Here is a 16,410-nt window from a genome sequence, read left to right on the forward strand (position 1 = left end):
GATAGATCCGCTGTAGGGCTGGTGATGTGTGGTTTTGCTGCGGGGGCCTCGTCCGCCCACCATCGCAGGACACGCCGCAAGGCGCGGTGGACGATCTACGGCTTTGCGGATAGATCCGCTGGAGAGCGGGGTGATGTGTGGCTTTACTGCAGGGCCCTTGCCCGCCCACCATCGCAGGACACGCCGCAAGTACGTCCATGTAGGCTCTTACGCGGCATCCATGCCGCGTAAGGTCCCGCGACGGTGGGCGGGCAAGGACCTGTCGAGATGGTCGGTGTGCTCGGGCAAGCAGGGCAGGACGTGCATTGTTCGAATCACGGTGTGTCCGACCAGCCTCTCATCGCAACCTGGGCAGCAGGCAGGCTTTCAGCAAGCAAGCTACAAATCCCCCATCTGCCCAAGGCAGGTCGGGCAACACGCTTTCAAGAAGCCGCCGACCAACTTTCTGGTGCGGTGTCCTTGCCGGTTGCGGGACCGTGTGGCGGCATGGATGCCGCCACCGAGTCTCCACGGACGGATTCACGGCGTGTCCCGCAAGCGGTGAGGGCACCGCGCACTCGCCGACCCGAGCTTTCGATGCACCGAAACAACGCAACGTCGGGAAAGCTTGGTTAGCCCCAGTGCCCCAGTGCCCCAGAGCCTCAGAGCCTCAGAGCCTCAGAGCCTCAGAGCCTCGGAGCTTCAGAGCTTCAGAGCTTCAGAGTCTGAAGCCTCAAAGCCCGAAGCTTAGGAGCGAACGAAAGGCGAGTACCAGAGCGGCATCGCCTAGCTTGCGCCCCAGGCCAAGACAACCCCTGCAACCGCACAAGCACGACCGCCTCATCCAGCCGCCATGTTCGGCGGCTGACTGGGAGCTCAGTCCTGCGCCGCGTTAGTGGTCGCCTGGCCTGGCGTGCACACCGGTTTCAGGCGCTTGTCCACCAGCTTGCCCATCAGGCGATCGCTCAGCGGCAGCATGTCGCCATTGAGCCGCCAGTCGTAGATCACGCTGAAAGCCAGCACGCGCGCGACGTACTCACGGGTTTCCTTGTAGCTGATGGTCTCGATCCAGAAGTCCGGCTCGAAGTTGGGCCGTTGCGATTGCCAGCGCCCGGTCGGCCCCGGGCCGGCGTTGTAGGCGGCGATGGTGAGGTAGGGCAGGCCGTAGGTATTGAGCAACTGACGCAGGTAGGCGGTGCCGATGGCGATGTTGGTGTCCGGCTCATACAGGCTGGTGGCGCCCGCATAACCGGGCAGGGCGATGCCCTTGGCCACGGCCGTGCCGGTGCCCGGCAATACCTGCATCAGGCCCATCGCGTTGGCAGGCGAGCGTGCGCGTGGATTGAAGATGCTTTCGGCACGGATCTCTGCTGCCACCCAGGCCGGGTCGATCGCGTTCTTGGCCGCTTCGCGGCGAATGCTGTCGTCGTGATGCAGCGGAAAGCGCAATGCATACAGGCGTTGTTCGTCCGGCTGCTTGCCAAGCGCGAACACTGCGCGATCGAACCAGCCATTCTCGCTGGCCACCTGCACCGCCAGCCGGCGCTGGGTGTCGTCGAAGCGGCTCGCGGCATCGTTCCACTCGGCCACGGCCCAACCGGGGCGGTCGATCTGGAACAACGCGATGGCGCGGATCAATGCTGGATCGCGCGCGACGGCGGCCTTGGCCTGCGGGGTGTCCTTGGGCTCCCACGGGCACAGCCGGTATGGCTGCTGCAGACGATCGGCGGCCAGGAAGCCGTGGAAGGTCGGCGATTGCGCGGCTGCGCGATACAGCGGCTGCGCGGCCGCGGCCGCGCCGGTCTTCTCGGCCAGGCGCGCCTCGAAATATTGCCAGCGCGAATCGCTGCGTTGGGTGGCGGGCATCTTGCGGATCGCCGCCAATGCCGCTGGCCAGTCGCCACGCGACATCGCCTCGCGCGCGCGCCATTCGTGCAGGCGCTCGTCGTACGAGGCATCGGGCACTGCATTGAGGCGACGCGCCGAATCAGGTAGGTACGACGCCACCGTCCACAGCGCGATCTGGTACAGCACCTGGCCGCGCTGCGCCTCGCTGAAGCCGAGCGCGCTGGCCAGCTGCGGCAGCTGCTGCTCGGCCGCATCCGGGTCGCTCTTGGCCAGCTTGGCCAGGCCATCGACCGCGATGCGTCGGCTGCGCTCGGTCCTGGGCCAGCTCGATGCACGCGGATGCACCTTGTCCAGAAACGCGGCGTAGTCGTTGGCCAGGGCCAGATCGGCTGCCGGCAGACCGCGTGCGCCCGTGCGCATTACCGCAGGCAGTTGTGCATCGGCGGCCGCCTCCACGCGCTCCCAGCGCAGCGCCGGAGTGAGCTCGCCGCGCGACTCCAGCCCGGCGACCACCGGATCGCAGGCATCGGGCAGGCCCTTGCCGGTGCGCCATAACGTCAACGCATCGCGGCTCCACTGCGCATCCAGCTTGCCGGTTGCCTGTCGCGCGGTCAGCTGCGCACAGCGCAGGCCGACGTTGTCGGTGGGTTTCCAGTTGGTCAGCAACGTGGTCCAGTCCTGACGACGCGCCACTGCCGGCAACCAGGTGCTGCGGAAGCTTTCGGCCACCGGCTGGCCTGCATAACGCTGCAAAAATCCCTGCGCCTGCGTGTTGGAGACGTTGTCGATGTTGCGCTTGAGCGTGGCAAATTCCAGCCAGCCATAGAGCGGGTGACGGCTCAGGGCACCGAGCTGACCGGCATCGGACTGGCCGCGCTCTGCGGCGGCGATGGCATCGCGCATGGCGGTCAGTTGCGGGTCGAGGCTTTGGGCATGCAGCGTGGTGCTGCCAAGGCACAGCAGGCCGACGAAAACAGTGGCAAGACGGGTGGCATAAGTCATTTCGCGATGATACCGAAGCGCGCCTGCGCACCTGAGTGAATACGTGCAGGATCGACGCCCGCCAGCGTTGTCGGCAGCGACATGCGCCGCAAGGTGCAGACGCGTCCCGTTGGCGCGCGCTCGTGGTCTGCGGCCCGGCGCGCAGTGCGAAGCGTCTCTCACTGCCTGCATGGTTGGCTTGCGGGGCGTTAAGGTTTCGTTTAAAAGTTGGGGCGGACCGCAGGGCACGGGGGCGTGCGGACACTTAGCAAGTCCTTCTGGAGAGAGAAAGGATGAAGCGTCTGATTGGCTCCCCTCGGTCATGCCTGGCCGTGCAGTTGTCGTTGTGTCTGATTCCCACACTCGCCTGGGCGCAACAGCCCGAGGCCACCCCGAGTACGCGCACGCTCGACAGCGTGCAGGTCACCGGCACCCGCATCAAGACCGCAGAATTGCAGGGCCAGGTGCCGATCCAGACGCTCAACCGCGCTGACATCGAACGCACCGGCCTGACCTCGATCGGCGAGGTGCTGCAGGAACTCACCGCATCGGGTTCGGCGCTCAACGCCAAGTTCAACTCGTCGGGCAACTTCGGCTTTCCACCCGATGGCGGCGGTGTGGGCGCCGGCTCGGCGCAGGTGGATCTGCGCCATCTCGGCTCCAAGCGCGTGCTGGTGCTGGTCGATGGCATCCGCTGGGTCAACGAGTCTTCGGCCTCCGGCGTGGGCTCGTCGACCGATCTGAACACCATTCCGTTGGCGATCGTGGAGCGCATCGAGGTGCTCGAAGACGGCGCCTCGTCGTTGTACGGCTCGGATGCGATCGCCGGCGTGGTCAACATCATTACCCGGCGCAGCTTCGACGGTGCGCAGGTCACGCTCAACTACGGGCAGTACGGCAAGGGCGACGGCGCCAACCAGGGCATGGACCTGGCCTGGGGCACCAGCGGCGAGGATTTCAGCCTGTTTCTGGGCGCCAGTTACGTCAAGCAGGATCCGATCTACGCACGCGACCGTGCGCAGGCCCGCTTCCCGATCCCGGGCACCGGGCTGACCTTTGCCAGCTCGGCGACGCCCGATGGTCGCTTCCAGTTCGTCGACCCCAATACCGGCGTGCGCCAGAACCTCACGCCCAATGCCGGCGTCGGCACGCCGCAATACGATGGCAGCGCCGGTTGCACGCGCAGCGATGACTATCACTGCTTCGGCACCGCAGACCGCTACAATTTTGCCGAACAGAACCTGTTGCTGACACCGTCCGAGCGCAAGGGCGTGTTCGCGCAATTCCGCTATTACTTCAACGACGACGTGCAGTGGTACGTCAAGGCGCTGGGCAACCGGCGCGAGTCGACCAACCAGGCCGCGCCCGAGCCGATCTTTCTCGGCCCCGATGCCGGCACCGGCAATCCGCTGGCCGACAACATCGTGATTTCCGCGCTCAATCCGTTCAATCCGTTCGGCTTCGAGTTGAACTCGGCCACCAACCTGATCCAGCTCGGTCGCCGCCCGGTGGAAGGCGGGGCGCGCCGTTTCGAGCAGCAGGTCGACACGCAATACTTCGGCACCGGTCTGGTGGGCACCTTCGAAGGTGCGGCGCGCACCTGGTTCTGGGACATCAACGGCATGTACAGCAAGAACAAGGCCGAACAGACCAACTACGGCAGCTACAACCTCTACAACATCAACCTTGGCCTGGGCGATCCGGCCGCGTGCGCGGCGGTGGCCGGCTGCGTGCCACTGGATATCTTCAGCGGTGCCGGCAGCATCACGCCGGAGATGTTGCGCTGGATCCAGCCGGTGGTGCGCGACCGCAGCCAGAACGAGTTGAGCCTGTTCACCGCCAATCTGAGCAGCGAGCTGTTCCAGTTGCCCGGTGGTGCGGTGTCGTTCGCCACCGGCTACGAATACCGCAAATACGAAGGGTACTACCAACCCGACCCGCTCACCGTGGCGGGGCGCTACAACGGTGTGCCATCGTTGCCGACGTCAGGCAGCTACGACGTCAACGAGGCCTATCTCGAACTCAATATCCCGATCTTCGCCAATTCGTCGTTGGGCGACAAACTCGACTTGAATATCGCCGGCCGTTATTCGGATTACTCCACTTTCGGTGGCGAGTTCACGCCAAAATACGGCTTACGTTGGCAGGTCACCGATGAGCTGGTGCTGCGCACCAGTTATGCAGAAGGCTTCCGTGCGCCGACCATCGGCGAGCTGTTTGGTTCGGCCGCGCGCGCCGATCTGCAGTTGTCCGATCCATGCTCGATCGGGCTGGGCGGCACCTCGCCGCGCGGTAGCGCCGCGAATTGTGCGTCGCTCGGTGTGCCGGCCGGCTATCAACAGGCCAACCAGCAGATCTCGGTCACCACGGGCGGCAACGAGCAACTGGATCCGGAGCGTTCGCGCAGCTTCAGTGCCGGCTTCGTGTTCAGTCCTGGCTTTGCCAGCAATGCCAGCTGGTCCGATCGCCTCGATCTGGAAATGACCTTCTACCGCCATCATGTCGATGGCGCGATCCAGGCGATCAATGCGCAAACCCAGCTGGATCTGTGCGTGGATACACTGGACGCGCTGTATTGCAATGGCATCGGGCGCGCCTCCACCGGCGGCATCAATGCGTTCAACAACCGGTTGACCAATCTGGGTTCGATCAAGACCGACGGTTGGGATGTAGACCTGTTCTGGACCTTGCCAGAGACGGCGCTTGGCCGTTTCAAATTGTCTTGGCAGAACACCTTTGTGGGCCGCTACGAGGCACTCGGTGCGGCAGGGCAGCGCCAGCCGCAGGGGCCGGGCATCGAAGTGGTGGACAGCGCGATCCCCGAATGGACCAGCAACGCGGTACTGGACTGGTCGCTGGGCAACTGGACCGCATCGTGGACGGCGCGCCACATCTCCAAACTCACCGAACAATGCGGCGATGCGGTGGAATTTGCGGTGTGTTCCGATCCTGCCACAGGCACCAGTCGCCTGGATGCGATCACCTACCACGATGCACAGCTGGGTTATCGCGTCGATTGGCTCAAGGGGCTGCAGCTCACGGCCGGCTTGAACAACGTCTTCGACAAGGATCCGCCGCTCTGCCTGTCGTGCTCCCTCAATGGCTACGACGCCTCCACCTACGACATCCCCGGTGGACGCTTCTGGTATGCGCGGGTGGATTTGAAGTTTTAGTCTACGGTGTGGATGTAGCACCGGCAGAGCATGCGATCTGCTGGTTCGCCACAAGGCCCTTGCCCGCCCACCCTCGCGGGACACGCCGCAAGTACATCCCTGTAGGCTCTTACGCGGCATCCATGCCGCGTAAGGTCCCGCGACGGTGAGCGGGCAAGGACCATCGAAGATGGTCGGTGTGCATGGTTGCAAGCAGTGCATGACGTGCGTTGCTCGGTAATGGCGCATCCGATCAGCTTCGCAACGCAACCAGATCAGAAGACGCTCTTTTAGCAAGCAATATGCAAATTTTCTGGTGCGGTGTGCTCACCGATTGCGGGACCGTGTGGCGGCATGGATGCCGCCACCGAGCCTACAAGGACGTACTTGCGGCGTGTCCCGCGAGCGGTGAGGGCGCCGCGCACCCGACTAGCTAGCGTTTGACTGCATATCAGGACGCTACTACTCGAAATCTCGGTTGTCTTGAATTGACTGGAGAGTGCGGATAGATCAATTGCAGAGCGGTTGAACTGTAACTTCGCTGCAGGGCCCTTGCCCGCCCACCATCGCGGGACACGCCGCAAGTACGTCCGTGTAGGCTCTTACGCGGCATCCATGCCGCGTAAGGTCCCGCGACGGTGAGCGGGCAAGGACCATCGAAGATGGTCGGTGTGCATGGTTGCAAGCAATGCATGGCGTGCGTTGTTCGGTAATGGCGCATCCGATCAGCTTCGTAACGTAACCAGATCAGAAGACGGGATTTCAGCAAATACGCTGCAAATTTTCTGGTGCGGTGTGCTCACCGATTGCGGGACCGTGTGGCGGCATGGATACCGCCGCCGAGCCTACAAGGACGTACTTGCGGCGTATCCTGCTAGCGCTGAGGGCACCGCGCACTCGCCCCAGGGTAGCGCACTGCGTTTTCTAGCATCACCCGCGCACAGGCGCATCGCCGGCCACGTAGTAGTCGGCGGTGCTGCGCGGCAGTGGCGTGCGGCCACGCATGCGGTCGGCGATCTTCTCGGCGATCATGATGGTGGTGGCGTTGAGGTTGCCGGTGATGATGCGCGGCATGATCGAGGCATCGATCACCCGTAGGCCCTCCATGCCGTGTACGCGGCCCTGTCCGTCGACCACCGCCATATCATCGGTGCCCATCGCGCAGGAGCAGGACGGGTGATACGCCGTCTCTGCGCGTGCGCGCACGAACGCGTCCAGCTCGGCATCGGTCTTGCAGTCCGCGCTCGGGCTGATTTCGCGGCCGCGGTAGGCGTCCAGTGCGGGCTGGGCGATGATCTCGCGGGTGATGCGGATCGCATCGCGAAATTCCTGCCAGTCCTGATCGGTGGACTGGTAGTTGAACAGGATCGACGGATGCTGGCGCGGGTCGCGCGACTTGGCATGTACGCGCCCGCGGCTGGGGGTGCGCATCGAGCCCACATGCGCCTGGAAGCCGTGTTCCTTCACTGCATTGCTGCCGTTGTAATTGATCGCCACCGGCAGGAAGTGATACTGAATATTGGGCCAGTCGAATTCTTCGCGCGTGCGGATGAAGCCGCCGGCCTCGAACTGGTTGCTGGCACCGGTGCCGGTGCCGGCGAACAACCACTGCGCACCGATGGCTGGTTGATTCCACCATTGCAGCGCCGGATACAACGACACCGGCTTGGTGCAGGCGTACTGGATGTAGACCTCCAGGTGGTCCTGCAGGTTCTGGCCGACGCCGGGCAGGTCGTGCACCAGCTGCACGTCGAGTGCGCGCAGCAGATCCGGTGCGCCGACACCGGAGCGTTGCAGCAGCTGCGGCGAGGCAATCGCGCCAGCACACACCAGCACTTCGCGGCGTGCATGCGCGTCGATGCCCTCGCTGCTATTGCCGACCAGGTAATGCACGCCGATCGCGCGCTTGCCGGCAAACAGGATGCGGTCGGTGGTGGCATGGGTAACGATGTGCAGGCCGTCGCGCGGACGCGCCATGTCCAGATAGCCGCGCGCGGTGCTTGCGCGGCGGCCCTGCGGCGTCACCGTGCGGTCCATCGGCCCGAAGCCTTCCTGCTGGTAGCCGTTGAGATCGTCGGTGCGCGGGTACCCGGCCTGCACGCCGGCGTCGACCATGGCATGGAACAGCACGTTGTTGTCGTTCTTCGGCGTGGCCACGCTGACCGGGCCTTCGCCGCCGTGATAATCGTTTGCCCCGATATCGCGTGTCTCGGCCTTGCGGAAGTACGGCAACACGTCGCGGTAGCTCCAGTCTTCCAGGCCCGGCCGCTTGGCCCAATGGTCGAAATCCAGTGCATTGCCGCGGATGTAGCACATGCCGTTGATCAACGACGAGCCGCCCAATCCCTTGCCGCGCCCGCATTCCATGCGCCGGTTGTCCATATGCGGCTCCGGCTCGGTCTCGTAGGCCCAGTTGTAGCGACGGCCCTGTAACGGAAACGCCAGTGCCGCTGGCATCTGGGTGCGGAAGTCCAGCCGATAATCCGGCCCACCGGCTTCCAGCAGCAACACGCTGACGCCCGGATCTTCGGTCAAACGCGCGGCCAGCACGTTACCTGCCGAGCCGGCGCCGATGATGATGTAGTCGTATTCGCGTTGCATAGGGTTCTCCTTGTTGCGGTGCCGGTGTGAAGCGGCTTTCAAGACGATTGCGCGGTGGGCGGCTGTTCTTGTTCGAAATGGCGGCGCGGTCTACAGGCTTCAGCTCGCGCAGCTCGCCGGTATCGCCGGCGACGGCCTGCCAGGTGGCGTCGGCCGGTCAAAACACCGACGCGTAGCGTTCCAGTTCGACCTGGATGGATTTGGTGCGGGTATAAGCCTGCAGCGTGGCCAGGCCGTTTTCGCGACCCACGCCGGATTGCTTGTAGCCGCCCACCGGCATCGCTGCCGGCGACTCGCCCCAGGTGTTGATCCAGCAGATGCCCGCCTGCAGGCGATGGATCAGGCGATGCGCGCGCGCCAGGTCGGGCGTCACCACACCTGCGGCCAGGCCGTAGGTGGTGGCATTGGCGCGCGCGATCGCTTCGTCTTCGTCGTCGTAGGTGAGCAGGCTCAGCACCGGGCCGAAGATCTCCTCGCGCACGATCGTCATCACATCGGTGCAGTCGCTGAAGATGGTCGGTGCGACATAGCAGCCCTGTGCCAGCGCGCCATCGCGCAGACGTTCACCACCGCACAGCAGGCGCGCACCCTCGGCCTTGCCCTGTTCGATGTAGTCCAGCACGCGCTGCATGTGCGCGGCGCTAACCAGCGGGCCGAAGGTGGTGCGCGCGTCCAGCGGGTCGCCGATGTGGATGCGTTGCACGCGTGCCAGCAGCCGCGCCTCGAAGGCATTGCGCAGCGCGCGCGGCACGAACACGCGCGTGCCGTTGGTGCAGACCTGCCCGGAGCTGTAGAAGTTGGCCATCATCGCGATGTCGGCGGCCAGATCCAGGTCGGCGTCGGCGCAGACGATCAGGGGCGACTTGCCGCCCAGTTCCATGGTCACGTCTTTCAGCGACGAACTCGAGGCACTGGCCATCACCTTGCGCCCGGTCGCGGTGCCGCCGGTGAAGCTAATCTTTTCGATCTGCGGGTGTTCGGTGAGCGCGGTGCCCACGCCGGCGCCGTCGCCGGGCAGCACGTTGAACACGCCATCGGGCAGGCCGGCCTCGGTGAAGAGTTCGGCCAGCTTGAGTGCGGTCAGTGGTGTCACTTCGCTGGGCTTGAAGATCATTGCGTTGCCGGCCGCCAACGCGGGCGCGGCCTTCCACAGCGCAATCTGGATCGGGTAATTCCATGCGCCGATCGCGCCGACCACGCCGAGCGGCTCGTGCCGTGTGTAGAAGAAGCTGCCTTCGCGCAACGGTACCTGTGCGCCCTGCAGCGCCTGCGCCACCCCGGCGTAGTACTCCAGCACGTCCGCGCCGGTGACGATGTCCACGCTGCGGGTTTCGCTCAGCGGCTTGCCGGTGTTGAGCGTTTCCAGCTCTGCCAGCGCGTCGTTGCGCTCGCGCAGCAGCGCCACCGCACGCAGCAGGATGCGCGAGCGCTCCACCGCGGTCAGTGCCGCCCATTGCTGCTGGCCGGCCGTGGCGCTGTCGACCGCGGCATCCAGGTCGTCGGCACCGGCGTTGTGCACATTGGCTAGCACTTCGCCGGTGGCGGGGTTGACCACCTCGAAGGTGTGGCCGCCGCGGGCGGGAACATAGCGGCCGCCGATATACAGCAACTGGTCGGGAAAACGTGGCATGACAAACCTCCTGTGGGGCGCACGCGGCAGCGGCGGCACCTCAGCGAGTGAGATGCAGGAACTGCAGGTGACGCTCGTATTGATCGATGATGTCGTTGATGATCTGCTCGCGGCTGTAACCGACCAGGTCGTAATCCTGGCTGCCTTCGTACAGATACACTTCGGCGCGGTAATAGCGTTGGTTGCGCAGGCGTTGCGCGGCGAAAGAAGGCGTCAGGTAGCCGCGCATCACCACCTGGTAGCGGAAGCCCTGCTGCTCGCCGTGGTCGACGCTGATTTCCATGTCGTCGTCGTCCAGCCGGCTGCTGACCTGCCAGCCTTCTTCCTGCAGTTGCGCGGTGACCGCTTCGATCGCCGGGCGCACCTGGTCGTGCATGAAGCGATAGACCTCATCGCGCGCCGGGAAATGCATCGCCTGGCCCAGGCGCTGACGCCAGCCGCGGTGATGCCGCGATTGCCCGATCAGCGGGCTGGGGCTGTAGAGCTGCGCACGCTTGCGTTGCGATTCTTCGCTGAGCGCGCGCGACAAGCCCCAGGCCATCAGCAGCAACACCGCAGAGAACGGCAGCGAGGCCAGCACCACGGCCGATTTCAATGCGTCCATGCTGCCGGCCAGCAACAGGCCGCCGGTCACCACCGCGGTGAGCACGCCCCAGAACACGCGCAACCAGCGCGGGCCATCGTCGTGCGGCTCGCCGCCGTGCGAGGACAGCGTGGACAGCACCACCGTGCCGGAATCGGCAGAGGTCACGAAGAACACGAAGCTGATCGCCACCGTCACCGTGATCACCGTGCGGCTCCATGGATAACTCTGCAACAGCGAATACAGCACCGTCTGCGGCGCATCGATGGCCTGTTGCGCCAGCGCGCCCTGGCCGTGATGCAGCAACTGGTCCAGCGCGCTGTTGCCGAAGATCGACAGCCAGGCCAGGGTGAAACCGAGCGGTATCAGCAACACGCCGAGCACGAACTCGCGAATGGTGCGGCCGCGCGAAATACGCGCGATGAACAGGCCCACGAATGGCGCCCAGCCGATCCACCACGCCCAGTAGAACACCGTCCAGTTGCCGAGCCAGTCGCTGCGGCCGCCGTAGGCGTACACATCGAAACTCTTGTTGACCACACTGCCCAGGTAGTCGCCCAGGTTCTGGATCAGCGCGTTGAGCAGATACTGCGTGGGGCCGGCGAACAGCATGAACAGCAGCAGCGCGATCGCCAGCAGCATGTTGATGTCCGACATCCAGCGCACGCCTTTCTCGACGCCGGACACCGCCACCACGATTGCCGCGCCCATCATCGCCACGATCAGCGCGACCTGCACCCAATGGGTGTGCGGCACATCCATCAAGGTACTCAGGCCGGCGTTGAGATGCAGCACGCCAAAGCCCATGTCCGCGCCCAGGCCGAACACGGTGGCCACGATGCCCAGCGCATCCACGGTATAGCCGATCGGCCCGTTGATGCGCTTGCCGATCAGCGGATACAGCGCCGAGCGCAGGGCCAGCGGCAGGTTGTGGCGAAATGCGAAATACGCCAGCGCCATCGCTGCCAGCGCGAACACGCCCCAGCCATGCAGTCCCCAATGCAGGAACAGCAACTGCATCGCCTGACGTGCAGAGGCTTCACCGCTGCCGGTGCCGCCTTGCGGCGGTTGCAGGTAATGGGTGAGCGGTTCGGAGACGCAGAAGAAGAACAGCGTGATGCTGATGCCTGCGGCGAACAACATGCCGGCCCAGGACAGATAGCTGAATTCCGGCTCGTCGTGATCGGCGCCGAGCTTGATGTTGCCGTAGCTGGACAAGGCCACGCCAAGCACGAACACCAGATACACCGTCATCGCCAGCAGGTAGTACCAGCCGACATTGCGCGAGGCCCAGGTCTGTGCGTCCAGCAGCACGCGGCCCGCTTCAAGCGGAAACAACGACACCAACAACGCAAACGTACACACCACCGTGGCCGCCAGCACGAACACCGGGCGCAGGGTGCGCACCGGCAACAGCTGCGGCTCAACCGCACTCATGCCGACACACTCATATGACGCGTATCACGTGCTGTGCTCCCAACGAAAAACCGCCTGCGTTATCGCACAGGCGGTGTCGAGGGGGTGTCATCGGTCGAGTCCGCCAGTGCGAACCCGTAGTCACTTTGCGGGGTGGCTAGCGCAGCAGCTGCAGCGGCACGCGGATATCCATGCCCACCGCAAGATGGTCGGAGAACGCTGCGGGAATCGCTTCAATATGCTCGATGGTGAGGCTGTCGCTGACCAGGATATGGTCGATCGCCCGGTCCGGACGCCAGCTAGGGAACGTATGCACTTCGCAGCTCGGCGGCTGCAGCCGCGTGTGCCGGTACAGCGCCTGCATTTCCGGCCGGTCGGCCATGCAGTTGAAATCGCCCATCAACATCGCGTTGGGATGCTCGGACAACAATTCGGCGATGAAGGCCAGCTGCGCCATGCGCGAATTGGCGCCCAGCGACAGATGCGCCACCGCCACCGCCAGGCCTTCGCGCCCCTGCCCGAACTTGGCCAGCAGGATGCCGCGCCCGCCGATCCGGCCGGGCAGGGCGTGGTCCTGCACTTCCAGCGGTTCCAGCTTGCTGAGCAAACCATTCGCGCTGGAGGCGACACCGCCCATGCGGCGGTTGGGCTGGTGGCTCCAGTAATGGAAGCCGGCGCGCTCGGCCAGATAGTGGGTCTGGTTGGTGAAACCCGAGCGCAGGCTGCCCGGGTCGGCCTCCTGCAGGCCGACGATGTCGCGCTCGCCGGCCAGCTTGGCAATGCTGTCCAGGCTGGTGCGCTTGCTGCCCAGCGGCAACGCATGCGACCAGCTGCGGGTGACGTAATCGCTGTAGCGGCGGGTGCTGGAGCCGGCCTGGATATTGGCCGTCAGCACCCGCAGGGTGCGCGAATCCGAAGCGTTCACAGGGCGGCGATCGACAGGATCACTTGGCCAGCGTGGCGCGTTCGCGCGCAATCAGGTGATCGGCAATGCGCAGCATGTCCGGGAAGCTCTGGCCCTTGACCAGGTACTTGCCGTTGACGATCAACGACGGGGTGCCGGTGAGCTTGCTGCGGGTGGCGAACTGCTTGGCGCGGTTGGTCTTGGCCGACACGCCGAAGCTGCTCATGGTGTCGATGAAGGTCTTCTGGTCCACGCCGTACTTGGCGTAGAACGCGGCGATGTCCTGCACCGAATCCTTGCCGCGCTCACCCTTGAGGGTCTGCTCGGTGTGGATGGCCTTGTACAGCGCTTCGTGGGTCTTTTCCTGCACGCCCAGGGTTTCGGCGGCGTAGAACGCACGGCCGTAGTCGTCCCACGGGCCGCCGAACATCGCCGGCACGTAGACAAAGTGCACGTCCGACGGCAAGCCGGCCTTCCACGGCCCGATCAGCGGCTGGAACGCGTTGCAGGCGGGGCAGACATAGCCGAAGACCTCGGCCACTTCGATCTTGCCGGCGGCCTGCTGGTACGGCTGGCCGCCTTCGATATCCAGATAGTCGGTGCCGGCGACCGGTTCGGGGCCGTTCGGCGCGCGCGGTGCGGCGCTGGGGGCGGCGGCCGGCGGGGTGCTGGCGCTCTCGCCAACTGCAGGCGGTGCGGCGGGGTCGGCGGCCGGCGTGGCAGCGGCCGGAGCAGGCGCCGTTTCGGCCGCCGGCGTGGTGGCGGCAGGTGCGGTATCGGACGAGCCGTCCTGGGCCTTGCAGGCGACCAGGATCGGCAGCAGCGCCATCAGCGTCAGGGCGAAGCGGGTCTTCATCGGATTGGATCTCCAGCGTGGGGCGAGGAAAGGGCCGGACGGCCGCGGGGCGCATGATGCCACGGGCGGCCGTCGGTGGCGGTTACGCGGTTCAGCGCTTGGCAGGCGCAGCGTGTTCGCGGGCGATCAGGTAGTCGGCCACATGCAGCATGTCCGGGTAGTTGCGCGCGCCGATCAGATAGCGCCCGTTGACGATGATCGCCGGGGTGCCGGGCAGCTTGCTGCGCTTGGCGAATTCGCGCGCGGCATCGAGCCTGGCGTCGACCGCCTGGCTCTTGTAGGTCTCGATGAAGCGCTGCTGCGGCACACCGTAGCCGGCGTAGAAGGCGGCCAGTTCCTCCGGGGCGACGTTCTGGGTCGGCACGGTCTGCTTTTCGTGGATCGCCTCGAACATGGCGCGATGGCTGCGCTTGGCCACGCCCAGGATGTCGGCGGCGAAGTAGGCACGCGCGAAGGCATCCCAGAACCCGCCGAAGGCCGCCGGCACCGGGGTGAAGCGCACATACGACGGCTGCTTGGCCACCCAGGCCTCCAGGGTCGGCTCGAAGTGCGCGCAGTGCGGGCAGGTGTAGCCGAACACCTCGACCACTTCCACCTTGCCGGCCAGCGGCGCGTACGGCTGGCCGCCGTCGATGACGATGTAGTCGTCGCCTTCGACCGGCGGGGCGTTCTTGTCGGCGGCACAGGCCGCCAGCGGCATTAACAGCAACAACAGCAGGGACAGGCGGGAAAACAGATTCATGCAGGCTCCGTGGGGGTGGGAAGAGGGAGGGCGGGAAACGACGACGCCGGTCGCGGGACCGGCGTCGTGACACGGTGTGGCGGTTGCGGCGGTCAGCTCATGAGCGTGCGGGCGTTGCTGCGGGCAGTTGCGCGGCGGCGGCATCGTCGGCGCGGTCGTGCAGACCCTGCAGATAGCTGGCCAGCGCCTGGATCTCCTGCTCGGTCAGCGGGTGCGCCACCTGCGCCATGATATTGAACAGCGCCGGGTTGCGCTCCTGGGTGGTGCCGGCCTGGTATTCCTTCAGGCGTCGCGCCACGTACTCGGCATGCTGGCCGCCCAGGCGCGGATACGCCGGGCCGGGATTGCCGCTGCCGGACGGGCCATGGCAGGCCATGCAGGCCGGCACGCCGCGCGCGACATCGCCGCTGCGATAGAGCTTTTCGCCGACTTGGTAGAACTTCAGGCCCTGGTACGGACCCTCGTTGACCACCGCATCGTCGGCCACCCCGGCAGCGGTTTTCTGCGTGGCGAAGTAGGCGCCCAGGTCGCGCATGTCCTGCGCGGTGAGGTCCTTGACGAACGGCACCATCACCGCCGACATGCCGGTATTGCGCTCGCCGCTGGCGATCAAGGCGACCTGGTGCGCCACGTAGCGCTCGGTCTGGCCGGCGATGCGCGGGTACATGGCCACCGCCGGATTGCCGTCCGGGCCATGGCAGGCCGCGCAGGCGGCGGCCTTGGTCTGGCCGGCCTTGGCATCGCCCCAGGTGGTCTTGGACAGGTCCACCTCCAGCGGGGCAATGCGCACCGGCGGCGGATCGGGGATCGGCGTGACCGCCGACTGCGCAAACGCCACGGCGGCGATGACCGGCACGGCGAGGGCGGCGAGGACTAGCACACGAGCATGGCGCATCAGCTAAAGCTCCGTATGGACCCGGCCCGCGCGCGTTGGGTGCTGGCTGTGGCAGGCGTGCTTCGATTATCGACACGCCTTTGCGCCAGGGTCAACGAACAGTGCAGCAAAACCGTCAGGCCCCGAACGTGCGATCCTAGGGAGATGTCGCTCCTTATCGAACAAGCCCGCTACCACCTGTCCGCCCACAACGCCCGGCAATTGCCCGACGATGGCGGCTACGAGGTCGCCTTCGCCGGCCGCTCCAACGCCGGAAAATCCAGCGCGCTCAACGCGCTGACCCGCCAGAACGCACTGGCCCGGGTGTCCAAGACCCCCGGCCGCACCCAGCAGTTGGTGTTCTTCCAGATCCAGCCCGAGCGCTATCTGGTGGATCTGCCCGGTTACGGCTACGCCAAGGTGCCGCAGGACCTGCAGGCGCACTGGCAGGCCTTCATCGACCGCTATTTCCGCACCCGCGAAGCCTTGCGCGGGCTGGTGGTGGTGATGGACATCCGCCATCCGCTCAAGGATTACGACCTGCAGATGCTCGGCTATGCGGCCGAGCGCGGCCTGCCCGCGCATGGTTTGCTGACCAAGGCCGACAAGCTCGGCCGTGGCCAGCAGATGCAGACGCTGCAGAAGGTCAAGAAGGAAGTGACCTCGCGCTTCGGCGACAGCGTGACCGTGCAGACCTACTCCGGCGAGTCGCGCCAGGGCGTGGACGAGTTGCGCGGCATCGTCGGCGGCTGGCTGGGTCTGGACGTCGCGGCGCCCGCCGCGGAGTGAGCCGAGGCGGGCCTGGCGCATGGCGCCTGGCCTTCAGACCATCAGGACGGCGAGC

The 16,410-nt window shown here is 65.6% G+C and carries 10 protein-coding genes; 2 read left to right on the forward strand and 8 right to left on the reverse strand.

Annotated elements, in window-relative coordinates:
- Positions 1 to 855: 855 nt before the first annotated feature.
- The gene (locus KHN93_RS04015) at positions 856 to 2,829 is read right to left on the reverse strand and encodes a transglycosylase SLT domain-containing protein (protein WP_212579171.1); all 1,974 of its coding nucleotides are present in this window, start codon (positions 2,827 to 2,829) and stop codon (positions 856 to 858) included.
- Positions 2,830 to 3,101: 272 nt separating this feature from the next.
- Between KHN93_RS04015 and KHN93_RS04020 the strand changes: the two genes are divergently transcribed.
- Entirely contained in the window at positions 3,102 to 5,981 is a 2,880-nt protein-coding gene (locus KHN93_RS04020; protein ID WP_104560661.1) for a TonB-dependent receptor, read from the forward strand.
- Between the two features lie 909 nt (positions 5,982 to 6,890).
- Here the strand turns inward: KHN93_RS04020 and betA are convergent.
- The 7 genes from betA to KHN93_RS04055 form a co-directional block, all read right to left on the reverse strand.
- Positions 6,891 to 8,561 carry a choline dehydrogenase gene (gene betA / locus KHN93_RS04025; protein ID WP_039512248.1) on the reverse strand — a complete coding sequence of 557 codons (1,671 nt, stop codon included), beginning with the start codon at positions 8,559 to 8,561 and terminating at the stop codon, positions 6,891 to 6,893.
- A gap of 157 nt (positions 8,562 to 8,718) precedes the next feature.
- Positions 8,719 to 10,191: a betaine-aldehyde dehydrogenase gene (gene betB / locus KHN93_RS04030; RefSeq protein ID WP_104624446.1), complete on the reverse strand. Its 1,473-nt coding sequence runs from the start codon at positions 10,189 to 10,191 to the stop codon at positions 8,719 to 8,721.
- Between the two features lie 40 nt (positions 10,192 to 10,231).
- Entirely contained in the window at positions 10,232 to 12,211 is a 1,980-nt protein-coding gene (betT, locus tag KHN93_RS04035) for a choline BCCT transporter BetT (protein ID WP_016902610.1), read from the reverse strand.
- Between the two features lie 136 nt (positions 12,212 to 12,347).
- Entirely contained in the window at positions 12,348 to 13,085 is a 738-nt protein-coding gene (locus KHN93_RS04040; RefSeq protein WP_024940789.1) for an endonuclease/exonuclease/phosphatase family protein, read from the reverse strand.
- A gap of 49 nt (positions 13,086 to 13,134) precedes the next feature.
- On the reverse strand, positions 13,135 to 13,950 hold the full coding sequence (locus KHN93_RS04045; protein ID WP_016902612.1) for a thiol:disulfide interchange protein DsbA/DsbL: 816 nt from the start codon (positions 13,948 to 13,950) through the stop codon (positions 13,135 to 13,137).
- A 91-nt stretch (positions 13,951 to 14,041) separates the two neighbouring features.
- A complete protein-coding gene (locus KHN93_RS04050) occupies positions 14,042 to 14,692 on the reverse strand; it encodes a thiol:disulfide interchange protein DsbA/DsbL (RefSeq protein WP_104560663.1) in 651 nt (216 codons plus the stop codon).
- Between the two features lie 97 nt (positions 14,693 to 14,789).
- Positions 14,790 to 15,587, reverse strand: coding sequence for a c-type cytochrome (locus KHN93_RS04055; RefSeq protein WP_181141917.1), 798 nt, complete (start codon positions 15,585 to 15,587; stop codon positions 14,790 to 14,792).
- A 144-nt stretch (positions 15,588 to 15,731) separates the two neighbouring features.
- On the opposite strand from KHN93_RS04055, the gene yihA reads away from it, so the two are divergent.
- Positions 15,732 to 16,355, forward strand: a complete 624-nt coding sequence (gene yihA, locus KHN93_RS04060) for a ribosome biogenesis GTP-binding protein YihA/YsxC (protein WP_024939454.1) — start codon at positions 15,732 to 15,734, stop codon at positions 16,353 to 16,355.
- Positions 16,356 to 16,410 lie beyond the last annotated feature (55 nt).

This window comes from Xanthomonas arboricola pv. juglandis (genome assembly GCF_905367715.1).
Taxonomy (GTDB): domain Bacteria; phylum Pseudomonadota; class Gammaproteobacteria; order Xanthomonadales; family Xanthomonadaceae; genus Xanthomonas; species Xanthomonas arboricola.